We start from the raw sequence: 24,301 nt of genomic DNA on the forward strand, positions 1-24,301 counted from the left end.
GTGTGTTTGGGTACGGGATTGACCCGGACTGCTGCTGCTCCGGTTAGATGCGGTCATTTCGATTCGAGCCCTTCTGCCACCGCCCGTTGCATTTGGCCGATGCTGGCCCGAGCCCGTGCTGCTGCGATCATCGAATTCATGACATTGCGGCCCGCGGCCACGTCATCGGTCACAGCACGTAGTTCTGCGCTACAAACCCCGCGCTCGAAGGGACGGCGGCGGCCCGGTACGACACCCGAACGCAGTTGCCTTTCAGTGAGCCACTCCTCTTCTTCGGAACTCTCGGCTTCGACGACGCCGACGACGGGGCCGCGGGTGGCGTAGGCCATGTCGTCAATGCGCGATTCCAGCCAGCCACTGCGCAGACAGTCCAACAAGCCACCATGGGCAGCGATGTCATCTAGCCACCCCGTAGCCTCTGCTTCGATTTCATCGGCGATGCGAGCTATTGCCTCGGACCCGCCGAGGGGGTCGACGTATCTGGCTAGATCGGTTTCCTTCAAGATGATCTGCTGAATCCTCAGCGCAATGCGTGCCGATAGCTGCCCAGGCGTTTGTTCGGCCTCGTCGAAGCCGCACACATGCAGAGACTGCACCCCGCCGAGGACGGCCGCTACGGCCTGAATGGTCGTACGCGCGATGTTGTTGAGCGGTTCGGAGGCGGCGAGAGCGGAGCCGAAAGTATTGACCTGAACACGCATGCGGCTCGACTTCGCGTCAGCAGCGCCGAAGAGGTCCACCATGCGGCGGGCATACATCCTGCGTAGGACACGGAACTTGGCCGCCTCGGCAAGAACCTCCATATGGGTCCCAAAGATGAAGCTGAGCCGGGGTGCGACCTCGTCGACGGTAAACCCCCGCTCCAGCATCCCTTGCAAGTACGTCTCCGCATCAGCGATGCCGAGCGCCACTTCCATTGCTCGGCTCGCACCGGCTTCACGGGCGTGTCCACCCGAGATCGATACCGGATTGACCTTGGGCAAGTTGCGTATGCAGTACTCGATAACGTCTAACGAGAAGCGGAAGCTGTCGTCCAAGTCGAACACGAACGCCTTGCGAGCCGCGTGCTCTTTCAGCATTTCGTTCTGCAAAGTGCCACGTAATAGCGCAGGGTTGACGCCTGATTCTTCGGCAACCACGATCCATAGGGCCAAGATCATCGGTGCGGTCGCATTGATGGTGAAAGAGACTGACACCTGATCCAGCGGTATTCCGTCGAACACTGCGGCCAAGTCGTCGACGGTGGACACCGAGACCCCGGCGCGACCGACCTCACCGGCAGCCGTTGGATCGTCCGGGTCGAGTCCGAGCTGGGTGGGCAGGTCGAAAGCCAACGAAAGACCTGTCTCGCCTTGGTCGAGGAGATAATGGAACCGCCTATTGGTGTCTACGCCGTCGCCAAGCCCAGCCAATTGCCTGATCGTCCATGGCCTAGACACATAGCCCTTGGGATGAATACCTGCCTCATAAGGAAACTCGCCTGGTTTACTCATAATCGTCGCCTTCCAGTTCTGCACGCAGCCGGTCGCCGTAGGCGTCCAACGCATCGGGACTCAACATGTCGTTGTGTTCGCACTCCACTGCGATCTCCGTGACTGGACGAGCGATAAAACGTGTCCAGTCTCTTGAATAACCTGGATCGCGTTCGTGATCGCTTCCCTGGAACACCACAGCGCCGCCCCCGAATAGGTCCGGTGTGTGGCCGTGCCAGAGGTCAGAATTGAATCGGAGATTGCGAACGACGTGGCTGATCATCCAAGCTGGCGGAATAGCTGCGCCGAGTGACGAATGAGTTTCCAGCCATTCCGTGGCCTGCTCGTAAGAGGTCAATTCTTTCAGATCGGGCAGGTCGACGTTCTTGGACACGAAATGCCGCAGGACGTCGGTCTCATTGAAATCCGCGTCTGGCGAGCGTGTCGTACCGGGTTCTACTAGAGCTGCGTCCAACAGTATTAGCCGACGTACGTGCGCCCCTCTCCGTTCCAGCACGGTAGCCATCTGGTGGGCGACGACACCACCGAAGGACCATCCCAGCAGGTCGTAGGGCCCATCGGGCTGGACTGACTGGACGAGGTCGGCATACTCGCCGGCCATTTCGCGGACCGTACGCGGACGTTCGCCGTCGACGGTTTGCTGAATAGCGAATATTGGGCGCTGCACGATGCTTCCCAAGGCGCGGTACGCCCAGCTGACGCCCCCACCAGGGTGTATGCAGAAAAGTGGACGCCCTGGCCCTCGGCACAACTTCACGACCTGAGGTATCTCGTCGGAACTGGACCAGTTGAAGAGTTGTTTGCTCAGGCCCGCTACGGTGGGGGCTTCCATGAGTGCACGGACGCTGATTTCACAGTCGAAGGTTTCCTGCACGGCGGCTACGACACGCATCGCAGAGAGCGAGTTGCCGCCCAGGTCGAAGAAGGAGTCGTCCACGCTGACTCGCGGCAGGTCGAGAACCTTCGTGAAAATGCCGGAGATAATTTCTTCAACCGGAGATGACGGCGCTCTGTGAACGCCGCTGGCGAATTGCGGCTCGGGCAACGCCCATTTGTCCAGCTTGCCGTTGACAGTTAACGGCAACTCGTCGATGACCATCACCACGGCCGGAACCATGTACGCAGGCAATCGCGCGGCAACTCGTTCGCGCAGCGCCCCACCATCGATTCCCGCAGACACCTCGGTAGGTACGACGTAGCCAATCAACTGCTTGCCGGTATCGGTATCACGGGCCACCACTGCCGCACGCTCCACTCCGGTCAAGGCAGCGAGTGTTGCTTCCACTTCACCGATTTCGATGCGGTAACCACGAATCTTCACCTGATCGTCAGAGCGACCCACATACTCCAGCTCGCCGTCGTGATTCCAACGAACCAGATCGCCGGTGCGATACATCCGCGAACCCAAAGGGCCGAGCGGACACGCGACGAATCGCGATGCCGTCAAGCCCGGCCGTCGCACATAACCGCGTGCCACACCCCGCCCCGCGACATACAACTCACCAACCACACCGATCGGAACCCGCCGCAAACCGGAATCCAACACAAACAACGCATCACCCGGCACCGGCGTACCGATAGGAGCTCCATGACCAGGCTTCATGGGCGCACTCATAGAGGCGTAAACGGTGCTTTCGGTAGGACCGTAGGAGTTGATCATTTCTCGGCCTGAAGCCCACCGATCGACAAGTTCGGGCGAGCACGCCTCACCCCCCACAAAAATGGTCCTCAATGCGCTCAGCCGCTGCGGTGACAGCCGGCCGAGGGCGGACGGGGTCTGGGTCAGAACCGAAACACTTTCGTTCACAAGTAGGTCATGAAAGTCGGTGGCAGAGTTGGCCGTGTCCTCAGAGGCTATGACTAAGCGGCCACCGTGCAGCAGAGCGCCCCACATCTCCCACACCGACACATCGAACGAGTACGAATGGAACATCGACCACACCTGTCCTGGCGACAATTCGGACGTCCGTGCGGGTCTGGTGAACAGTTGCGTCACGTTCTGGTGGGTGACCGAGACGCCTTTGGGTGTGCCTGTCGTTCCTGAGGTGTAGATGACATAGGCCGTCAGTTCTGGATGGGGGAATGGAAAGGTGACAGTGGGAGGTTCGACGGTGACCCTGCCCCCGAGGGTCACGACTGCCACTTTGCTCTCATCGACCCGGTGCAATTGCGCTACCGTTGTCACTATTGCTGCTGGTTTGGCGTCTTGTAGAACGAATGCCAGGCGCTCGTCAGGGGTGTTGATGTCGATCGGCAAGTAAGCAGAACCCAGCTTCAGCACCGAAAGTATGGCTATCACAGTGTGTTCCGAACGTGGCAGCAACAGTGCAACAACGTCCTCTACTCCCACCCCACGCCCAGCCAACAAATGAGCCAACTGCGTCGATGTGTCGTCCAACTCCTGATACGTCCACGACCGACCCTCGAACACCACCGCTATGACGTCCGGCCGCACCCTCACCTGCTCGGCGAACAACTCCGGAATCGACACGCCAGCAACGGACTCCGTCACAGCCGACCTGTTACCCAGTACGTCCAGCTGCGTCAGCTCATCCTCACCCAGGATGTCGAACGAAGCCAAAGGACGATCCGGGCCCGCCGCCATCGCAATCAATAGTGTCTGGAGCCATACCAGGATTTGCTTGGCCAACCGCTCGTCGAGGACCGCCATGCGGTATTCCAGCCGCACCCTCAGCTGTGGACCGGGCCAGATCTGTAAGGCGATTGGATAGTGAGTGAACTCGCGACTTGAGGCTATGCGTACGCTCAGTCCGTTTGTCTCGAGCTGCCCGCCGGACATCCTCAGTGGGTAGTTCTCGTAGACGAAGAGGGTGTCGAACAGTTGTTGATGTCCCGCGGCGCGCTGGATATCGGCCAGGGCCACGAACTGGTGGTCTAGCCCATCGTGGTAGTCGTCCCGCAGCATGCCGATCAGTTCAGCCGTGGTCGTCGTCGCGGTCAGGGATGCTCTTACCGGGACGGTGTTGATGAACATGCCCACCGCCGACTCGCTGCCGAACAGTTCTGCTGGCCGCCCCGATACGGTAGTGCCGAAGACGACGTCTCCGCTGCCAGTCAATGCGCCCAGCAGACGGCCCCAGGCGGCCTGTAGCACGATGTTCATGGTCGTGTTTTGCGAGCGAGCCAACTGCTCAACAGAACGCGTGACGTCGATAGGGAGGTCGACTCGCAACAGCGATCGCGCATCAGTGAAGCGATCTCCTGGATCTAACAAGGTCGGCGTTTGAAGTCCCGCCAGCAGCTTCTGCCAATGCCGCCGCGCCGCGCTCCAGTCCTGGGCGGATAGCCACTCGACGTAATTTCGGAAGGTGGGCGCGGGTGCCAGAGTCTCCCGTTCGTAGACGGCGAACATCTCTTTGAGCAGAATCTGGATTGACCAACCGTCCACCACGATGTGATGGACGGATAGCACCAGCGTGTGCTTATTCGTCCCAGTCTGATGAAGGAGAATCCGTAGCGGTGCCTCATCTACGAGGTTGCCGCAGGCGGCGAGCTCTGCATCCAGCAGCCTCTGATCGCACTCGTAGCCGTTAACTACCGTCCACGGTATGTCTGGGCGTGTCGGAATGATCTGCACCGGCTCGGGGAAACCCTCGGAGACGAACCGAGCCATTAGGTTGGGGTGGCGTCCGACGACTGTATGAGCGGCCTCGCGCAAGCGCGGCACGTCGAGTACGCCAGCAATCTCGATACCCAGTTGCACGGTGTACAGCTCTACGGGTTCATTACTGCCGGAACGGCGATGGAAAAGCAGCCCGGTTTGAAGCGGAGTCAGCGGGAGAAGGTCTGCTGGTTCCACGATTTGTGCGAGTTGATCGATCTGCCGCTGATTGACCACCGCCGGCAGGACGTCGGAGGGAGTCAGTCCTCCGCCGCCGTTCTGCACGTACGCCGCAATTCCAGCTAGAACGTCATACCAGCGCGCGTACAGCTCGGTGATATAGGAGCGATCCACCTGTGTGCTCGTCCAACTCCAGGACACGTGTAGTTCTGACTGCGAACCTTCGGCTAGCACGGCTGCATTGATGCCGACTGTGTGCGGCAACAGCATCGAGCGGGAACCAAAGCGTCGAGCATCAGGCGATTCAGTCGGTCCGAGGATCCGCCAATCTTCGAGGGGTGCGTCGAGCTGGCTCACGCTGCGCCGGCCGAGGTAGTTGAAGCCGATGGCGGGATCTACGCCAGACAGATTGTTGGTGCCTAGATACTTGAGAAGACCGTAGGTGATTCCGTCGGGGTGGGCACGCAGCTGTTCCTTGGCGTCCTTTATCCAGATACCCATGTCCGAGCCCCCGGTCAGAACAGTGTCACGGTCCATGGGTACGACGTTCAAAGCGACCGGGTGCTTTGCGGTGAACCATCCGACGGTGTTGGTCAAATCGATCCCACTGCCGATTTCATCGCGACGTCCGTGGCTCTCCACGTCGATGCGGAAAGGGACGTCGAAGTGCTGGTGCTGTTCAGCGAGGGCAGAACCGAGTGCGATGAGCAGCAGATCCTGAACGTTGATGTGCAGAGCCGCAGTCACGTCGGTTACCAGCACTTCGGTTAGCTCCGTGTCGATGCTGACCGACAGATGCTCCACATCGCGCCAGATACCAGGAGTCGGGTGCGGGCTGGGCAGCAGGGTGGCAACGGCTTCAATGCGCTGCCAATGCGGAAGCTGGTCAGTGACTTTCCGCTCGGCAGCGTACTGCGCCAACATCGTTGACCACTCACGGAACGAGGTGCCGCTGGCATCCAGGGTAATTTCTCGCCGCTCGGTGAGGCAGCGCCAACCCGTTGCGAGATCCCTTTGGATGATTCCCCAGGAGACCGCGTCGACCGCGAGGTGGTGGACGATGAGCAACAGCTGGCGGGTGCGCTCAGCCCACAGCCCATGCACCATGGCTCCTCGACGCGGGTCAAGACGGCTCAAGGCATTGGCAAACGTGGTATCGGAGAAGTCCACGACGGGGGTTACACAGTCGGCTGCGCTGATCGAGCCTGTTGGTAGGACGATGCAGTTGTCCGCGTCCTCAGTCGGGGCGTTGTCCACCTGCAACCGGAGCATGGCGTGCCGATCGACCAATGCCTGTAGTAACAACACCACGTCGCTGTACTTCGCCTGCTGCGGCCCCTGGAACAACATGGTTTGGTTGAACTCGTCTGTCGGTGCCGTGAGAGATGCCAGCCACCGCATGATCGGCGTTGCCGTGACGGGCCCAGCCTCAGCCGGCCGAAGGAGAGACTGCTCCGGGACCGAGAGCTGGAGAGCGTGGGCAAGTCGTGCCACGGTTCGCTCCACCAGGATGTCGCGGGGCTTGCAGTACAAACCGACTTGCCGGGCCCGGGACACCACCTGAATGGACGAGATGCTGTCGCCGCCTAGATCGAAGAACGAATCGTCGACTCCAACTTTCTCCACATTCAGTACGCGCGCGTAGATGTCAACCAGGCTCTCCTCGAGTGGAGTAGTCGGTGCTCGGTATTGGTTCGATTGTCCTAGTTGAGGTACCGGAAGCCTCTTTTTGTCAAGCTTGCCGTTACTCGTCATGGGCAATGCATCGAGGACCACGACCGCCGCAAGCGACATATATTCGGGCAGCCACGCGTCGGTCAAGCGGCGCAATTGGTTGCCATCCAACTCGCCCGCCCAGTCTGTGTGGGGAACGACGTAGCCGATCAGCCGTTTGTACCCTGGGTGGTCCTCATGGACGACGACCGCAGCCTGTCCTACTCCGGGGGCCGTCCGGAGCACCGATTCGATCTCACCGATTTCGATGCGGTAACCACGAATCTTCACCTGATCGTCAGAGCGACCCACATACTCCAGCTCGCCGTCGTGATTCCAACGAACCAGATCGCCGGTGCGATACATCCGCGAACCCAAAGGGCCGAGCGGACACGCGACGAATCGCGATGCCGTCAAGCCCGGCCGTCGCACATAACCGCGTGCCACACCCCGCCCCGCGACATACAACTCACCAACCACACCGATCGGAACCCGCCGCAAACCGGAATCCAACACAAACAACGCAGTGCCGGAGCCAGCGGCACCGATCGGCACTGCCCCTGTAGGGACTAGCGGTTCGGTCATCGAAACGTAGACGGTGCACTCGGTCGGGCCATAAGCATTGATCACGGCTCGCTCAGGCGTCACCCATCGCTCGATTAGCTGGGCTGGGCACGTCTCTCCCCCGAGTAGAAGTAGCGCGATCGACGGTAGCCCCTCGGGAGACAGCCGTGCCAACGCCGACGGTGTCTGGGTCAGCACCGTTACTTCTTCGTTTACGAGCAGGTTATGGAAATCGGAAGGAGAGTAGGCAACCTCTTCGGGAACCACGACCAGCCGTCCCCCGTGCAGAAGCGCGCCGCACATCTCCCAGACCGCGAAGTCGAATGCGTATGAATGGAACAGCGTCCATACGTGGTGGTGGGGTTCCAGAGTGCCGGTGGTCGGGTCCTCGACATTGGCGAGGCGCGCGATGTGGGTAGCGATGAGGTCATTGACGCCGCGGTGGGTGACCGAGACGCCTTTGGGTGTGCCTGTCGTTCCTGAGGTGTAGATGATGTACGCGAGGAGGTCAGCATTCGGCACCGGCAACGTCGTCGTCGGCTGTTCAGCGACCTTGGGATCCTCGACATCTATCAGTGGGACCCCGGACTTACTGACGCGACCAGCGAGGCTCACCGTGGTCAAAATCGCGGCCGGCGCAGCGTCTTGTAGAACGAATGCCAGGCGCTCGTCAGGGGTGTTGATGTCGATCGGCAAGTAAGCAGAACCCAGCTTCAGCACCGAAAGTATGGCTATCACAGTGTGTTCCGAACGTGGCAGCAACAGTGCAACAACGTCCTCTACTCCCACCCCACGCCCAGCCAACAAATGAGCCAACTGCGTCGATGTGTCGTCCAACTCCTGATACGTCCACGACCGACCCTCGAACACCACCGCTATGACGTCCGGCCGCACCCTCACCTGCTCGGCGAACAACTCCGGAATCGACACGCCAGCAACGGACTCCGTCACAGCCGACCTGTTACCCAGTACGTCCAGCTGCGTCAGCTCATCCTCACCCAGGATGTCGAACGAAGCCAAAGGACGATCCGGGCCCGCCGCCATCGCAATCAATAGCTGCTGCCACCGAGCCGCCATGCGCTTTACGGTCTCGGCGTTGAAGATGTCGGTGCGGTACTCGACGATTCCGCTGATCCCATCGGGCTGACCGTCCGCAGTGAACCGCTCGCGCAGGCTGAATGCCAGGTCCATTCGAGCGGCTCCGATGTCGACTGACGCCGTCTCCACGTCGAGACCCGGCACCGAGATGTCGGGGACCGGGTCGTTCTGCCAGGCGAACAGGATTTGGATCAACGGATGGTGAGCCTGCGTACGGACCGGATTGAGGCGCTCGACAAGCGCATCGAACGGCACATCTTGGTTCGCGAACGCGTCCAGGCTCCGCTCCCGTACCTCCTCCAACAAATCACCGAAGTTCATCTCGGCTGAAACCCGCGTACGCAACACCAGCGTGTTGACGAAAAACCCGACCATGCCGTCAAACTCGGTTCGCCCCCGCCCCGCCGTCGGCACCCCGAACGCCACATCCGCGCTCCCGCTCAAACGCGCCAACAGCACCGAAAGCGCCGCCGACATCACCATGAACGTCGTCGCATTGCGTTCCCGCGCGATCCGCTGCGCCAATTCATGGAAATCCGCGGGCAGGTCGACGACGACTCGACCCCCATTCGTGTCGGTCTCCGCCGGGTACGACCGGTCCGTGGGAAGCTCCAACCTGCTGGGTAGATCTTTCAGGGCGTGTTCCCAGAATTTCAACTGCCCGGCGAGCACGCTTTGCGAATCCGCTTCGTCACCCAGCAGAGCGTGTTGCCAAAGCGTGTAGTCGGCGTACTGGACGGGAAGTGGCGACCAGGAAGGCGACTCGCCCGCAGCGCGGACTCCGTAGGCGCTCCATAGGTCACGCAGGAGCGGAGGAAGTGACCCCCCGTCGACTGCAATGTGGTGCATGACCACGACCAGACGATGGTCAGTGGCAGACACGACAAACAGCGCCGCGCGGAAAGGAAGGTCTTCGGCTAGGTCGAAAGCATGCTGACCCCGAACACGCGCTGCGTCGGATATTTGAAGTTCCGTCCAGGTGGTGGCGTCAATGATGTCCCAGTCGAAGTCAGTCTCAGCTGCAAGGACACGCTGCTCCGGCACACCAGCCACCGCTGGAAACACTGTCCGCAGACTCTCGTGCCGCTCCACAACATCAGCGATCGCCGCGCGCAGCGCACAGACATCCAAAGAACCGGTAATCTGAATCAGTAGCGGTATGTTGTACGTCGCCGACTGCCCTTCCATCTGGTGGATGAACCACAGCCGACGCTGAGCGAACGACAACGGCAATCGCTTGGGACGAGCTACTGGGACCCATGCCACGCCGCCACCCGGCGATCCACCCACCAACCGTGCGAACCCCGATACCGTTGAGGCTTCCCAGAGCGCCTTCACGCCGATCGATGAATCAAACGACTCCTGCACGGCCGCGATCACTCGCATCGCCGATAGCGAATTTCCGCCGAGGTCGAAGAACGAGTCGTCCACCCCTACCCGCGGTAGGTCCAGCACACGCGCAAAGATTTCAGCCAAAATTCCCTCAACCAAGGTCGACGGATTTCGGTAGGATCCGCCTGCGAACTCTGGATTCGGCAATGCCTGCTTGTCTAACTTGCCGTTGACCGTAAGCGGTAGGTCATCGACGATCATCACCACTGTGGGGACCATGTACTCCGGTAGGTGCGCGGCCACATCACCACGCACCACAGCACCATTTACTTTTGGACCGGTCTCCGCAGGTACGACGTAGCCGATCAGCTGCTTGCCCGAACTCGAAGACCTCACCACGACCGCGGCGCGCTCCACCCCCGCGACACGGGAAAGAGCAGCCTCGACCTCACCCGGTTCAACACGAAAACCACGGATCTTCACCTGGTCGTCCGAGCGGCCCACATACTCCAGCTCGCCCTCGCGGTTCCACCGCACTACGTCACCCGTCCGGTACATCCGCGAGCCCGGCGGGCCGAGCGGAGAAGCAACAAACCGCGACGCCGTCAGCCCCATGCGTTTCAAGTAGCCCAGGCCGACACCATGACCTGCCACATACAACTCTCCGACTACTCCTACCGGCACGCGGCGGAGACCGGTATTCAATACGAAGAAGGCAAGGTCAGCAAGCGGACCGCCCACGGGACTGACATGGCTGTCGAGGTCAGAAGAAACGATCCTCCGGAACGATGCGTGGACGGTGGTCTCTGTGGTGCCGTACATGTTGATCAGGTGCGGCCAGGAATCCAGCTGATCTAGCCAAGGTCGCAACTTCGACGGTTCGAGAGCTTCGCCTGCGAAGACAATCGCTTCTAGACCGCTCAGCCGAGACTCGCCCGGCCGGCGCATGTCGACTGCCTGCAGAGCATAAAATGCTGACGGTGTCTGACTCAGAACGGATACGTTCTGGTCTCGCAGTAGTTGATGAAAGTCGTTGGCGGACTGGGCAATTTCTCCAGGTACGACAACCAGTCGGCCACCGTGTAGCAGCGCGCCCCACATCTCCCATACCGACACATCGAACGCGTAGGAGTGGAAGAGTGACCACACCTGGTTTGAGGACGGCACGAACCCCGGAGCCGTCGAGCTGAACAATCGCGTGACGCTCGCCTGGGTAACGGCAACCCCTTTGGGGACACCGGTGGTACCGGAGGTGTAGATGATGTACGCGACTTGGCCGGCCTCTGGCGCAGGCAGAGCCGTAACCGGCTGCACGGCAATCGCGTCGTCGTCGACATCCACAACTTCGATACCAAAACAGTCTACCCGGCAAGTCAGTTCGGCAGTGGTCACGAGGGCAGCTGGAGCGGCATCGCCCAAGATGAACGCCACCCGCTCATCGGGGTGCTTGATGTCAATGGGTACATAGGTTGCGCCCAGTTTCAACACTGCCAGGATCGCGATTACTGTCTTGTTGGAACGCGGGAGCATGAGAGCAACAACTTCTCCTCCGCGTACCCCACGAACGGCTAGTAGATGTGCCAGTTGCGTGGAGGCCTCGTCAACTTCCCTGTAAGTCCATACCTGATCCTCGAAAACCATGGCGTGCGCTTCCGGCGCTCGATTCGCCTGTGCTGCAAACAGTTCGGCTATGGATATACTGGCGGCAGTCTGAGAGTGCGCAGAACGATTGCCCAGGCGGTCAAGATGAGTGTGTTCGTTTCTGTCTAGTACGTCGATCGAGATGACTGGCTGGTCGATCACGGCGATCATCTCGGCGATGATTCGCCCAAGCCTGACGATCATGGTCTCGACCGATGCAGCGTCGTAGACATCAGAGCGGTACTCGACCACTCCGTCGATTCCCTGCGGCTCGCCGAACTCGGAGTACCGCTCCCGGAGACTGAAGGTCAAGTCCATCCGGGCCTGTCGAGAAATGGTGGGTACCGCCTCTGCCAGCACCCCCGGCAAGTCCAACTCCGTGGAGATCTGGTTCTGCCATCCGAGCATGACCTGGACCAGTGGGTGATGCGATTGTGACCGAGCAGGTTTGACGAGATCCACCAGCGCGTCGAACGGGACATCCTGGTGGGCCAATGCGTCCAAAACCGCGTCCCGTACTTTTTGCAAGAGGCGACGGAACGTCGAACTGGCAGACACATCAACGCGGAGCACTACTGTGTTGGCGAAGAAACCGACCATCTCCGCAAGATCAGCGTCACGTCGGCCCGTAGTTGGAACACCGAAAGCGACATCGGAGGTGCCGCTTAGTTCGGACAACAGCACCGCCAGCGCCGTCGAAATCACCATGAAGCCGGTAGAACGATGCTCCCGGGCCAACTGTCGCACCTGCTCTTGCATCGACACGGGCCATTCGATGGGGATTCGATTGCCTCGATAGTCGGCCACGACCGGATAAGGGCGGTCGGTTGGGAGCTCAAGCCGCCCCTCGTATCCGGCTAGCGTGTTCTTCCAGTAAAGGAGGTGCCGGCTCAGCGCACTGTCGGGGTCGGACTCGTCGCCGAGCGACTCACGCTGACGGAGCGTGTAATCCCGATATCGCAATGGCAACGGCACCCAGGCAGGCACCTCTACGCCCACATGGGCCCTGTACGCCAGCCCGACGTCGCGTACGAGGGGCGTGAGGGACTGGCCGTCTGACGCGATGTGATGCATCAGGAGCACCAATACATGCTGATCGGCCGATAGTCTGAAGAGCTGCGCTCGGAACGGAATCTCAAAGCTGAGGTCGAATTTGTATCCCACTGCCTGTGCGACTGCATCGTTCAACGCGTCTGTCGACCACCCTGACGCTTCGACTACGTCCCAGCCGAAGTCTGCGTCGGCCGAGCCAAGAACACGCTGCTCCGGCACACCCTCATGGGAGGGGAAAACAGTCCGCAAACTTTCGTGTCGACTCACGACATCGCCGATTGCCCTGCCCAGCGAATGAACACTGAGCTCACCAGTCAGGCGTAAGACCAGAGGAATATTGTAAGTTGACGACAATCCCTCCAACTGGTGGATAAACCACAGCCTACGCTGCGCAAAAGACAACGGGATCAATGCTCAACCCTTTCAGCGCCCAGCAAAACACTTCCTTGCGAACCACTCGGGTGACCACCCTCAGCGTTAGATTCAGACCCGAAATATTTCATCAGCAAGCTACAACAAGTCGACGAGCTCGGCCGACATAAATTCGCGCATCCCGATGGCCCCCGAAACCAAACCGAAGTACCGAGATGTAAGTTCGGGCGAATTGGCAATGGCATGCAGCATGCGCAACCGGGACTTCGTCGGTTGAAGCTTCGCCAGGGCGAGAGTACTCATGTACGGCTCCTCTAGAACAGCTCCTGTCGACAGTGCAAAGTGCACCATCGCCTCATCTACTGCGACCGAGTTCCCGACATCCACCCCGGAAATAGAATCGGTGAGCAGGTCGGCTTGAATCAGCGCATTGGTGATGCCGCGGGCGCTGATCGAGTCAAGGTGGTGAGCCGCATCCCCCGTCAATGCCCAGCCCGGACCGTGCGATTTACGGAAATAGTTGCGTTGGTCCCCCGTACCCCACCACCGATCCACTCGGTCGAGTGCCATAATTTGTTCGTATAAATCCGGCGCTGTCGATTCGATCGCGGACAAGTACGCCCTCTGCGGGTCCCGCCGAACGACCGAGAATTCGCTCTGCGGCAGGTAAGCTGCCACAATTGTCAGGTCGTCATGTGTTGGAATACGGGCTATCCAGCGGCCGACTCGCTCATGGAATCCGAATCCTGTTCGCAAGCCTTGCCAGAAGGTGTAGTACACGCAGCTTGCTATGGGTGCCGATCGGAGGATCGGTGCCTGAACAAGTTCCGCGACCTTTGATCGCATACCGTCGGCCCCAATAACCAATCGAGCAGACACCGATGTGGTCGAATTTCCACTCCGGAGGCGAACTCCGGCGACGCGTTCGTCGTGCCAAATCAATTCTAGGACCGACGTCCGATCCGAGAACTCCGCGCCCGCTGACACGGCAGCTCGAATGAGTAGATCGTCGAGTATGTACCGCCGTGGTGCGTAAGCGGCATTAACACCGTCCTTCGCCGGGGTAGCAGCGATCAGACTCAGTCCATCCACATCGTGACTAATAGTGCCCAAAGGCGGACAACCGGAGGCCACAACATCATCGAGCATCCCCCACTGTGCGAGTCTCACGACCCCAGGGTGCTGGATATACAACGTGGACATGGTGTCCGCCGGAAAGGAGGCCCTATCGACCAGCAGAACACTTCGCCCCTGTCTGGCTAACAGCAGTGCCACCGAAGCGCCGGCACATCGCGCCCCAACAACAACAACGTCGTAATCCATTACCAACCTTCTGGCTTTCTCTGGCGATGACACCGACTTGGTCACGTTCGCCGGTCGGCTCTTTTGCCGGATTTTGGTCCGGAAGCAATCCCCCGGAATCCCAACTTCATTCCGAAGGTAGAACGATTGACCTGCTCGACGAGTCGGAATGGCGGCGGACAAGGTGCGTGAGAGCAGTAGCACAATTTATAAACTCCGCTTGCATCCGTAAACCGATGAACAGACCAGGCCGAAATGGCTGAGCCGGTGCGAAATTGAAGGTTTACAAATGGCGGGCACGGAATGCTCTTTTGGCGCAAAAGGCTCCCGGGCCGTGGGTTCCGTCGGTGCGTCCGACATGTCCCCATCAGAAGTTGTTGTAGTCACCATGGCTGTACTCCCGCATGAACGAAGCTAGTTCTTTGCCTCGCCCGGCGTGGTTCGCGCTGAAGTGGTCCGCCACCCGTCGCCTGGTCTCGAGGTTCTGCTCCTGGCTGAGCTTGAACATGCCATCCGCCGATTCCACCTCAAAACTGAATGCACCCACAGCCGGACCGATCCTTCGGTAGTGGTCCAGCGAACTGTCCATCTCCCACCCGCTGCCGAATTTCTGCTCGTACGTACTGACTGTCAATTGAACGACCTTGAGCGTCTCCTCGAAATCGGCAACAGGTTGCAGCTTTCCTCGGAGATGTACCGAGACGTAGTTCCAGGTCGGTGCTACAGAATCGCGTTGGTAGACACTTGGGGTGACATACCCATGAGGCCCGGTGAAAATAAGTTGGGCATCCGCACCGTCGACGAGCGAGTCCCAGTGGGGATTGGCCCGGTTCATGTGCCCAAACAGTGTCGATCCTTCTAAGTCCTCGCTCTCTGAAGGGGCGCAGGGAGCACAGATGACTGGCAAATGGGTGGCGTACGGGGCCTTGGGGCCGTTTGAGATCAGAGCCGCAAAAGGGTACTGCGCAACCACGCGGCGCAGCCATGTCCGATCACTTGCCTTGTAGATCCGGGGGACGTACATGGTCATCTCCTGAGAATGGATTGGGCGATTTCACCGGATCTGACTGCAGTGTTGGACAGGAGACCAGCAGAAAGTCCATGGCTGTGTTCGGTACTGGCACCGTGCACATAGATACCGGCGCGCACCGCATCCGACGTCGTCACTCGGTAGTCGCGTCCCACGCTGAGCCGTCCCTGCTCGTCGTGCTTACATTCGCGCATCAGGCCCTGGAGTAGCGGTGCCGGGTCACTTGGCCGGTAGCCGGTGGCGTAGACGATCACGTCTGCTTCGATGGTATGGGTCAGACCGGTGGCCGAGGATGTGACCTCGACCCGTACGCCGTCTGTGTCCTCGTCGACGGATGTGACGCGCGAGGTGTTGATCATCCGTAACCGCTGTTTGCCCAGGACCTTCTCCTGGTAGCTCTTGAGATACAGCGACTGTGAAATATCGAGATCGACCACTGAGTAATTGGTGTTGGCGTGGTATTCGAGGAGCCTCTGCTTCTCGTCGGTCGGAGCGGAGAAGAACCGGTCAACTCCCTCCGGATCGAAAATTCCATTCGCATACGGGCTGTCATCGGCGACGCTGTAGCCGTAGCGGGACAGGACGGTGTGCACATTGGCGCGAGGGAAAGTCCGATGAAGGTAGTCAGCAACTTCGGCGGCACTTTGGCCAGAGCCCACGACGACAAAATTTTGAGGGACGTATGTAACTGCGGCTGCTCTGCCCAGCAGTTGGGAGCTGTGCCAGATCCGCTCAGATCTGTTGACACCATCGGGAAGTCGAGGCGTCAAACCCATTCCGATCACGATGTTCCGCGCCCGCTGAACAACGTCATCTGGGCCGACTACATCGACGTACTCCACCACGCCATTCTCGACTACTGGTCGGATGTCTTTGATCTCGGACCCGTACGAGACGTTTGACTGAAATTGGCTAGCTGCCCACTCCAGGTAGTCATGAAACTCCACCCGCAGTGGGTAGAGAGTTTTGCTGTTGATGAACTCAGCAATTCTCTCTTTCTCTCGGAGGTAGGACACAAACGTATACCGACTCATCGGATTGCGCATGGTGGCAAGGTCTTTGAGAAAAGAGACCTGCATGGTCGCATCCTCCATGAGCATCCCACGGTGCCAGCCGAAACGAGGCTGGAGCTCGTAGAACTTCATGCTGAACTTTGCCGGCACCGGTCCGGGCTGGATGGACTCTTGAAGAGCTATCGCGAGAGCGAGGTTGGAGGGTCCAAAACCGACCCCAACAACGTCCGCGACGGACGAGCCTGACTGTGCTCCCATCGAGCTACGACCTAATTTCGTTGTGGTAGGCATCGGCTGGGATGCCCTCAACCGAATTGGTCGTTCCCGGCCGCATAGTTGGTCCGACATTAGTTGTCTGGCTGCGGTTTTCGGCCTGAGCAATGGCGAGTGACTTGGGGCGCAAATCGGTCCAGTGGGTGTCGACGTACTCCAGACAAGCAGTCCGCTTGGCCTCGCCGAACACTCTTGACCAACCGGCCGGGACGTCGATAAAGACCGGCCAGAGAGAGTGCTGCCCCTCCTCGTTGGTGAGAACGAAATAGCTGCCGTCTTCATCGTCGAACGGATTGCTCATGGTCCTCGCTTACTCGGAGAGTTGCAGTACGCCTGCTGTGCATTTCGGTACCAGTCGAGTCTGCCTAGCAGCGAATACGTTGGTCCCCTTTGTGGCACGAAGGGAGTAGGTAATACCTCAGAAAACTACAACTTTGGATGTAGTTTTAGCGAAGACAAGTCCGGGCAGAAACCTTCGTGCACTGCGACAGCTAGGCTCCGGCTGTGTCAGATGGGTGGTCGTATCGGTGTGAGTCGGTCAAGCACGGCACACAGGTAGGTCGTCCTGGGGGCGCGTCGAGTCCCGCAAGAAATGCATGGTTGTGCTTCGTGGAGGCCAGACCGCAGGTCCAAGGTGTCTATCTGCTTCGATTCGCGGTTGGAATTGCCGGCGTATCAGCGACTGCAGGGCCTGTCGGTGTCGGACAATTAGCGGCCGGCGCGTTGACCTGGTGGGCCGTCGTGATATCGACGTACTTGTTCAATGGTGTGACTGACGTCCTTGAGGATGTGGCAAACGCGTCGCAGCGACCGATTGCGCGGGGGGAACTGGCAGTCCGTACAGCCCGGTGGGTCAGCGTGGCTACGGCGATCACAGCCCTGCTGATGGCTGCAGTTGCGGGGCGCGAGATGTGGTGCTGGACCTTCGCCTTCCTGACGCTTGGGTGGGTGTACTCGGCACCGCCACTGGCTGCCAAGCGTTGGAGTTTGTCTTCTTCTGTAGTGATATTCGGCCTCGGCTGGGCAAGTTATGCTGCCGGAGCGGCCGCCGGCGGCGGAGGATTTGGGCGTACGGAACAAGTCTTCTGCGCATCGATGGCAACATGGATGGCGTTGGTGGGAGCGGTCGTGAAGGACCTATCCGATGCCCACGGGGACGCCATTGGTGGGAGGCGCACTCTGGCAGCGCAACGTGGACTCAGCTCTGCACGGCGGCTGGCCATATTCGGAACGACTGTCGTTGGAGTATGCGCACCGATCGCCTCACTGCTATGGGCACCGCTCGCACTGTTCGGAACATTGCCGTTGACTGCTGGAGCTCTCTGGGTGATGGCGCTATGCGCGCGGGCGAACGACTATGACCTGAAGGCACGGCGCTGCGGGTACCGCGCTTTCATGGCCACCCAGTACGCAGCAAACCTCGCGATGCTCGGCACCCTCCTGGTGCGCGCGGTATGAAATTGCGGGCCGCTAGATGCGGCTGCCGAATAGCCTGTGCAACGCGTCCATACGGGACGACGCCCCAAGTTTCAGATAGGCGTTGGACAGATGCCGCTTGACTGTGAGCTCTGAAATATTCAGAGTGCGAGCGATCTGCCGGTTGGTCATCGCGAACGCCACAGCCTCCAAGACTTCAAGCTCCCGGTTGGTCAAAGATGCGTCTGACGCGGCCTCAAGCACTCGAAGTTGCCTGTCCCTCAAATGGCCTCGGGTCTCCTCGTAGCTGAGCATGCCCGTGTGAAGGCGGCCACCGGCAGCAAGGCGAAAAGCGGCGTTGATGCGTCTCCAGACCCCAGGTCGGTGTGTCAAGGGTGCCTCTTTGGCGGCCAGCTCTATTGCAGGCTCAAGGGATGACCACAGAATCTCCACAGCTCGCACGGACTCCGAAGCCGGTATTGCCTGTAGGGCTCGATGCGAGCCGAGCAACCGGGTGTACTCGTCTGGAATCGCCGACCGAGTAGTCGAAGACGTGGGAAGGCCTAATGCATCTACGCACTCGTTGAGGATTGCCAGTGCTTGGCGGCGGCACTGTGACCACACCCCCGGATTGATCCCGAGGGGACTATTCTCGCGTAGCAAAGTGGTTCTGTACGCCGTCACTACCTCTGGAATCGCGGCCCGTAGCGACGCCGCAGCCATTGCGTAAGGCATATGTTCCCCGAACTCCTGTTCCCTAGCCCAGGATACAAGACCATATGGTCCGTTGCCGTGCAATAGCGAGCCATGGATGCGTTGAGGGTTCGACCTACTGTTTCGTGTAGATGAATGTCAGGCTTCGTGAAGGTCTTGACGTCACCGGGTGGGTAGGCGGAGCAGAGCGGTCACTGCTTCCGGAGCAGAATCTATCGTGTTGGCCAATCGTTGCTGTACTGCTCAGAGACCGTCTCGTGGTCACGATAGAGCTGTTTACGTTTGCGCTTCGAGAGGCGGTCGCCGAAAACGATACCGTTGATGTGATCGGTTTCGTGTTGGAAACAACGCCCGAGCGTGCCGCCTGCGTTGAGTTCGATCTGGTTACCGTACTGGTCCTGTCCTCGACAGATAGAGAACTCTGGCCGTGCGAGGTCGGTGTATGCGCCGGGGAGGGACAAGCATCCTTCACCGAAATCGATGAGGTGTCGATCGTTTCCTTCGGCGAGTTCGACTACCGGATTGCAGACGACACCAGTTCGCCGTGTCCCGGTCTCGTCACTGCAATCGTAGATGAACACCGCAAGGTCGATGCCTACCTGCTGAGCGGCGAGGCCGGCACCGTCCGCAGCAGTATTGGTCGCGAACATATCGGCAAGCAGACTTTGCAGATCAGGACCGAAGTCGGTCACCGGTCGAGCCGATGTGTGCAGGACAGGGTCGCCCCATCGGACGATTGGTCGAGCATTGCCGAGGCGCAGAAGTTCAGAGACAGGCATGACTCGTATGCTCCACCCTGGCTACGTTAGAAGCAACCGATGAGGTTTGTTTTGGGCGCGTATCACGTTTTGTGGCCGTCATCATGGTGCGGAGTGGCTCGACGAGAGCATCCGATCGCGCAGGGCCCATGACAAGTGACCGTCTCTATTCCGATTCTTCGCCGGTGTCGATGGCTCCGTCGATGGGTCCGGTCTGGGGGTCTTCGGCTTGGACGGCGCGAAAGTCGGCGCGCGGCATGATGTCTGGATGAAATTGCCATGGTGCGCGGCGTTCTCGTCGGTGTGGTGGCGGTGAGGCCTTTTCGGTGGGCATGTCTGTTTGTTCCTTTCGCTGATGGTCAGTCCGTGTCGATGTCTTCGAGTTGCACGACGAGCCTTTCCCTGACCCTCTGACCTGGTCGCTCGTAGGGGACGAAGTGCGAGTTGACGACTCGGTAGCGGGTGCCCCGTGGGAGGAGGTGGCTCGTGTCGTCGCCCTTGTCCGATGCTCCGAGGTACAGCCCTCGTGTTGTTTGGATCTCGAATACGGCGTCCGTCGGATGGCTGTGTGCGTCGAGTTCGTGGATCGAGTGGCGGGCGCCGGTGAAGCGGTCGAAAGCTATGACCGAGCCGGGTGAGAGGGTCTCGGGTAGCTCGGATGGATGGATGACGGCGTGGGGCAAGCTCACAACGGTGTAGACCAGGTGTCCACGTCCGGACTCACGCTCGTATCGCTGGATTGCGCGGTCGACTCTCTGGATGTGGCGGCGCTGGTCGTCGTCGAGCCGAACTGCATCACCGTTGACATCGGACAATGCGTCGTTGGTGCGTTTCCAATTTTCTGGATCTCCGATCAGTGTGCTCATCGCACGGTGCTGGGCTCGGGGAACGCTCTGCTCGACAGTCCTTTTGGTGGCTGATCGCGCATTGCGCTGGCGGGCGCTGAGGCTTCGACGGAGTTCGATCGCGGCCGGCAGCGAACGTCTTTTTCGTTCGTTCGTGATCGGCGCGGCGGTGTTGCGGGGGAAGGCGCGTTCGAGGTCGCGGCGCGCGCGTGTCAGACCGGGCAGTCCTTCGATGTCGGTATCGAGGCCGCGGGCATGCTCGCGATTCGCGGCTCGGTCGGCGAAGGATGCGTGCGGGAGCACCACCCCTTGCTTCTTCTCCAGCTCTCCGCTGGATCCTCGATCGGGGTCGAACGCGCCCCCGTCTGGGGTGACGCGGTTACGACTACGGCGCGCGGAGGACATCGGACCTCACCCGGAGGGGGTCTTGCGGTCCCGGATACAGAGTCGGTACTGCGGCCCCGCGGGGGGCGGCGGTACCGACTCGACCTGCAGCGCCGCCGAAGTATTCGACAGCGCTGCAGCAAGTGCACGCTCGGCGGACGCCTCCACCGAGCAGTGCGACAGCTTGGGTCATCGTCCCGGCCGGCCGGGCAGGTCGGTTCCGGTTCCTATCGTCCATGCGACATCGACGACGTCGGACAGGGTCCGGCTCAGGTGGCCACAACTCGTGCATACGCCGGGCAGCTTCTGTGAAATCAGATCGAAGAAGTGCTCGTCGCACGCGAGGTGGGCCATGAGCTGTCCGCCGGCGCAGCAATCTTTCATGGCCACCGCCCACCATGCGCCCCGCGGTCCCGCTCCCCCGTCCCTGGGTTCCAGCGCGCAGACGTCGCAGGCCAGCTCGATATGGGTGATCGCGTCGGTTCGGTCGGTGCTCATCGCACAGCCCCCTCTGGTTGTCGACGGGATGTCATGTCAGCTCGCCATGGCGTCGTGCTCGCCGTGCTCGTTGTGGTGATCACTCCGGTGTTCCTCCGACGCCGGTGCGGCATGGTTCTGCTGCCCACTGTCGTGCCCGTGGGGTTCGCCGCCGGTGGCGGCGGTTTCTGCCGGCGGGGTCTGCGTGGGTTCTTTCTTGCTGGTGGCCGGTTTTGCGACTCCCTTCAGTGATGGCCGGACGTAGCCGCCCTTCTTCAGTTGGGCGGTGGTGAAGCCTGCAGCTTTGGCGGCGTCGTAGGCCACGATGAATTCGGCGGTCGAGTCGACATGTTCGGCCTGCGCTTTGGCGACTGCTTCGGCCTTCTGCCGGCTGTTCTCGGCTGCTTCGACAAGGTTGCGCATTGCGGTGAACTGCGGGCCGAGGATCTCGCGGGTGGTTGCATCGGCCTGGTCGGCGGTCTTGGGCATGAGATTCCTTCTTTCATGTTGTGTGCGAGGGACTTTCATTTCCTCTTGGGGAGGAGATTTGTGTGGCCGATCGTGTGGTCAGTTCGCCGGTTCGGTCTCGCCCGCAGTTGTCACCGCGGTGTTGCCGAGACCGCAGAGTTGCGTGGCCGCGACAGCATCACCGCGGGTGATGGGCAAGGCGTATGTCTGCGCCACACGAAGATATTTCGCCGCAAATGCACATGCGAGGTCGTCGTTGCTCGGATGCCACTGAGAAAGCCCACGTTGGGCTCGATGTTCAACTGCCTGCGCGCTGGCGACGATGATGTTGGTCTGTACGTCGCTGACAAAGCGTTGCTGCTGTTCGGGTGCCCATGCAGCAGCACCCAACGCCCACGCCGCGTCCAGCGGGTAGACGTAATCGCTTGCTGCAGCATCTTTCTCAGATGCTGCATCGAATTCGACGGTGACACCGGTGTATGGATCATTCAACACGCCCTGTGCCACAACGCAATTGTCCGTTCCGGCAGCGAATGTGACGGCCTCGAGCTCCGCTGCCAATGCGATGTTCCTGGTGTCGCATCCGTGATCGCTGCCTGGCGGCCGCACGAGAAGTTCCGCCAAGCGCTGACCGTCGGGCCACCTGGCCGTGCTGTCGATATCGTCGACGACGGGCAGGGCGTCGAGAAGGCTCGCAACGGTGATGACGTCGTGGAAGACCTGGGGTGGTGGTGGCGCAGTGTCGGCCTCGTGGTGATCCGTCGTGATCACCACGGCAGCCGCGGCCGCCACAGCGACCATCACGGCTGCGGCAATGGCTGTCCATGCGGTCTGATGTGTCTTCGCCATGATGGCAATCACCTCTTCGGGAGCTGTCGAGTTCGGGGAGGGAAGAAAAAGCAGGACGCAACTGCGCGCAGGCGGATCAGGATGCGACGAGAGTGAGCGCGGTGCCGAGTGCGAGGTACGGGCCCAGCGCGATATGCGACCGTGCAGGCTCGGATCTGATCGCTCGAAGGACCCGCACGACTATCACTCCGACGAAAGCCGTCAGGATCGAGAACACCAGCGCCGCACCGAGGGATGTCCAGCCGACGTAGCCTAGGACCATCGCGAGCGAGACCACCAGTCGCGCATCGCCGATACCGATTCCGCCGCGCAGAAGCACTGCAAGCGCGAAGAACAATATGCCGGCGGCCAGGCCGGCCAGAAGGGCGCGACCGACCGCGCCCCAGGTGCCGTGAACGACACCGGTGAGCAAGATCATTGCTGCAGTTCCGCTGGCGGCCAGATACGCAAGAGCAGTCGGAATCCGTTGCACGCGTTGGTCGATCCACGCAATCCAGGGCACTACCAGAGCCAAGAACAGCATTGCCGCCGGCGGCGCACTCGTCGGAGTACTGACGAAAGCGGAGATGACGCCCCACACGACACCGGAGACGATGACGGGAATTTTCGTCCCCAGCGCCGCCTCGTCGACGGAGATCTCGACCCGTGCACACACCGCGATGACGGTGGTCCGCAGCGCGGCCGACAGAGCTACCCCGACGATCACTGCTATCGCGACAATCGAGACGCGGCCGACAGTCGCAGCAGTTGATGCCTGAGTGCTGGCCCAGGATGCCGACGACGCCTCGATCAAGGCCCATAGGACGCCTGCCGCCAGAGCGACCACGACACTTCTGACGTAGTCGCTACGCAACATCGGCTTCTCGTTCACCATCGGAGCGAGCGGCGTGCACGGCCATCCGGGCACGGTAGCGGACCTTCTTTTTCACCGCTGAGTCGAGATCGATTCCGAGTACGTCGGCCAGGTGCTCGGTTGACCACCGCCGACGGAGCGAAATTCCTACGATCTCGGCTTGCTCTGCAAGAGTGAGCGGCAGTCTCCATTCGCCGCACAGGCGACGGTAGACGGCCGCCTCGTCCACGCCGCGGATGCCTCGGGGCGAATGTGGACGTGCTCGGGGGTCGTCGATTTCGTCATCGTCCCAAGCAAGAGGCGTCGCCCATCCCTGCTCACGGGCTGCATTCCGGACCTGCTCGTCGGGGCCGGGTGTCATGGAGATCTGGTCGTAGACGTCGTTGATGACGGACCAGAGTTCACTGGGGACAACTTGATCCGATGGCAACGTCGAAAGCTTGGGCACCGACAGCCCGGTCAGTTCGGACAGCGCTTGCACCGAGTAGCCCATCGCGACGAGGGCCCGGATCCGTCGCTGAGCTCCGACACCTAAGGTCATCGCCCGTCCCCGGGTGGGGTGGAAGGTGACGTCGAGAATAGCTTTCGAGATGCTTGCGGTGGTCTCGAAGCATTTGTGGTTGGCGACTGTCTCCACATCACTGAGGCTGAGCTTCGTGAGATCGAGGATCATTTGGTCGGGCATACCGCCGAGCCGCAACGACAGCAGGTGGCGGCGGGCGGGTCCGGAGGGTACCGACGAGGCACTCCCGCGGCGGGATGTTCTGTTAGATCCCGCCGCGGGAGTGGAGCGACGTCGCGCACGCGCAGCGTCACTGCCGTCGCTCGTCGGGCCGAAGGAACCACCCCTC

Annotated in this window: 16 protein-coding genes; 1 reads left to right on the plus strand and 15 read right to left on the minus strand. The window is 60.5% G+C overall.

Annotated features, from left to right (window positions below):
* Positions 1-53 precede the first annotated feature (53 nt).
* From CH276_RS00500 to CH276_RS00525, 6 genes are all read right to left on the minus strand, one after another.
* Complete coding sequence (locus tag CH276_RS00500; RefSeq protein WP_032364855.1) at positions 54-1,517, minus strand: methylmalonyl-CoA mutase family protein; 1,464 nt, start codon at positions 1,515-1,517, stop codon at positions 54-56.
* On the minus strand, positions 1,486-13,107 hold the full coding sequence (locus tag CH276_RS00505) for a non-ribosomal peptide synthetase (RefSeq protein ID WP_094617247.1): 11,622 nt from the start codon (positions 13,105-13,107) through the stop codon (positions 1,486-1,488). The genes CH276_RS00500 and CH276_RS00505 overlap by 32 nt, the downstream gene beginning before the upstream one ends.
* 99 nt (positions 13,108-13,206) lie before the next feature.
* On the minus strand, positions 13,207-14,391 hold the full coding sequence (locus CH276_RS00510) for an NAD(P)/FAD-dependent oxidoreductase (RefSeq protein ID WP_015586168.1): 1,185 nt from the start codon (positions 14,389-14,391) through the stop codon (positions 13,207-13,209).
* A gap of 346 nt (positions 14,392-14,737) precedes the next feature.
* Positions 14,738-15,400: an FMN-binding negative transcriptional regulator gene (locus CH276_RS00515; RefSeq protein WP_202902192.1), complete on the minus strand. Its 663-nt coding sequence runs from the start codon at positions 15,398-15,400 to the stop codon at positions 14,738-14,740.
* Positions 15,397-16,704 carry a lysine N(6)-hydroxylase/L-ornithine N(5)-oxygenase family protein gene (locus tag CH276_RS00520; protein WP_441344164.1) on the minus strand — a complete coding sequence of 436 codons (1,308 nt, stop codon included), beginning with the start codon at positions 16,702-16,704 and terminating at the stop codon, positions 15,397-15,399. The genes CH276_RS00515 and CH276_RS00520 overlap by 4 nt, the downstream gene beginning before the upstream one ends.
* Positions 16,676-16,987, minus strand: a complete 312-nt coding sequence (locus tag CH276_RS00525) for an MbtH family protein (RefSeq protein WP_015586165.1) — start codon at positions 16,985-16,987, stop codon at positions 16,676-16,678. The genes CH276_RS00520 and CH276_RS00525 overlap by 29 nt, the downstream gene beginning before the upstream one ends.
* A 308-nt stretch (positions 16,988-17,295) precedes the next feature.
* Here CH276_RS00525 and CH276_RS00530 point away from each other — a divergent pair, with 308 nt between their 5' ends.
* Positions 17,296-18,144 carry a UbiA family prenyltransferase gene (locus tag CH276_RS00530; protein WP_015586164.1) on the plus strand — a complete coding sequence of 283 codons (849 nt, stop codon included), beginning with the start codon at positions 17,296-17,298 and terminating at the stop codon, positions 18,142-18,144.
* Between the two features lie 12 nt (positions 18,145-18,156).
* Here the strand turns inward: CH276_RS00530 and CH276_RS29215 are convergent, their stop codons facing one another.
* From CH276_RS29215 to CH276_RS00570, 9 genes are all read right to left on the minus strand, one after another.
* Positions 18,157-18,837 (minus strand): helix-turn-helix transcriptional regulator, encoded by a 681-nt coding sequence (locus CH276_RS29215; protein ID WP_015586163.1) that lies wholly within the window; start codon positions 18,835-18,837, stop codon positions 18,157-18,159.
* 191 nt (positions 18,838-19,028) lie between these two features.
* The gene (def, locus tag CH276_RS00540; protein ID WP_015586162.1) at positions 19,029-19,595 is read right to left on the minus strand and encodes a peptide deformylase; all 567 of its coding nucleotides are present in this window, start codon (positions 19,593-19,595) and stop codon (positions 19,029-19,031) included.
* Positions 19,596-19,740: 145 nt separating this feature from the next.
* Entirely contained in the window at positions 19,741-19,908 is a 168-nt protein-coding gene (locus CH276_RS28300; protein ID WP_155289036.1) for a hypothetical protein, read from the minus strand.
* Between the two features lie 25 nt (positions 19,909-19,933).
* Positions 19,934-20,824, minus strand: a complete 891-nt coding sequence (locus CH276_RS00545; RefSeq protein WP_015586160.1) for a hypothetical protein — start codon at positions 20,822-20,824, stop codon at positions 19,934-19,936.
* Between the two features lie 168 nt (positions 20,825-20,992).
* Entirely contained in the window at positions 20,993-21,301 is a 309-nt protein-coding gene (locus tag CH276_RS00550) for a hypothetical protein (RefSeq protein WP_015586159.1), read from the minus strand.
* 36 nt (positions 21,302-21,337) lie between these two features.
* On the minus strand, positions 21,338-21,769 hold the full coding sequence (locus CH276_RS00555) for a hypothetical protein (RefSeq protein WP_015586158.1): 432 nt from the start codon (positions 21,767-21,769) through the stop codon (positions 21,338-21,340).
* Positions 21,770-21,847: 78 nt separating this feature from the next.
* Positions 21,848-22,597, minus strand: a complete 750-nt coding sequence (locus tag CH276_RS00560; RefSeq protein ID WP_015586157.1) for a hypothetical protein — start codon at positions 22,595-22,597, stop codon at positions 21,848-21,850.
* Positions 22,598-22,673: 76 nt separating this feature from the next.
* The gene (locus CH276_RS00565) at positions 22,674-23,453 is read right to left on the minus strand and encodes a hypothetical protein (protein ID WP_015586156.1); all 780 of its coding nucleotides are present in this window, start codon (positions 23,451-23,453) and stop codon (positions 22,674-22,676) included.
* Positions 23,443-24,123 carry a hypothetical protein gene (locus CH276_RS00570; protein WP_052049379.1) on the minus strand — a complete coding sequence of 227 codons (681 nt, stop codon included), beginning with the start codon at positions 24,121-24,123 and terminating at the stop codon, positions 23,443-23,445. The genes CH276_RS00565 and CH276_RS00570 overlap by 11 nt, the downstream gene beginning before the upstream one ends.
* Between the last annotated feature and the right edge of the window lie 178 nt (positions 24,124-24,301).

This window comes from Rhodococcus sp. 06-470-2, assembly GCF_002258235.1.
Classification (GTDB): domain Bacteria; phylum Actinomycetota; class Actinomycetes; order Mycobacteriales; family Mycobacteriaceae; genus Rhodococcoides.

What these genes read in the sequence shown, in the direction of transcription:
- CH276_RS29215 (WP_015586163.1), bottom strand. Translation starts at nt 18,837, where the DNA reads ATGCCTTACGCAATGGCTGCGGCGTCGCTACGGGCCGCGATTCCAGAG.
- CH276_RS00520 (WP_441344164.1), bottom strand. Translation starts at nt 16,704, where the DNA reads ATGCCTACCACAACGAAATTAGGTCGTAGCTCGATGGGAGCACAGTCA.
- CH276_RS00525 (WP_015586165.1), bottom strand. Translation starts at nt 16,987, where the DNA reads ATGAGCAATCCGTTCGACGATGAAGACGGCAGCTATTTCGTTCTCACC.
- CH276_RS00515 (WP_202902192.1), bottom strand. Translation starts at nt 15,400, where the DNA reads ATGACCATGTACGTCCCCCGGATCTACAAGGCAAGTGATCGGACATGG.
- CH276_RS28300 (WP_155289036.1), bottom strand. Translation starts at nt 19,908, where the DNA reads ATGCCCACCGAAAAGGCCTCACCGCCACCACACCGACGAGAACGCCGC.
- CH276_RS00565 (WP_015586156.1), bottom strand. Translation starts at nt 23,453, where the DNA reads ATGTTGCGTAGCGACTACGTCAGAAGTGTCGTGGTCGCTCTGGCGGCA.
- CH276_RS00550 (WP_015586159.1), bottom strand. Translation starts at nt 21,301, where the DNA reads ATGAGCACCGACCGAACCGACGCGATCACCCATATCGAGCTGGCCTGC.
- CH276_RS00560 (WP_015586157.1), bottom strand. Translation starts at nt 22,597, where the DNA reads ATGGCGAAGACACATCAGACCGCATGGACAGCCATTGCCGCAGCCGTG.
- CH276_RS00555 (WP_015586158.1), bottom strand. Translation starts at nt 21,769, where the DNA reads ATGCCCAAGACCGCCGACCAGGCCGATGCAACCACCCGCGAGATCCTC.
- CH276_RS00545 (WP_015586160.1), bottom strand. Translation starts at nt 20,824, where the DNA reads ATGTCCTCCGCGCGCCGTAGTCGTAACCGCGTCACCCCAGACGGGGGC.
- CH276_RS00570 (WP_052049379.1), bottom strand. Translation starts at nt 24,123, where the DNA reads ATGATCCTCGATCTCACGAAGCTCAGCCTCAGTGATGTGGAGACAGTC.
- def (WP_015586162.1), bottom strand. Translation starts at nt 19,595, where the DNA reads ATGCCTGTCTCTGAACTTCTGCGCCTCGGCAATGCTCGACCAATCGTC.
- CH276_RS00510 (WP_015586168.1), bottom strand. Translation starts at nt 14,391, where the DNA reads ATGGATTACGACGTTGTTGTTGTTGGGGCGCGATGTGCCGGCGCTTCG.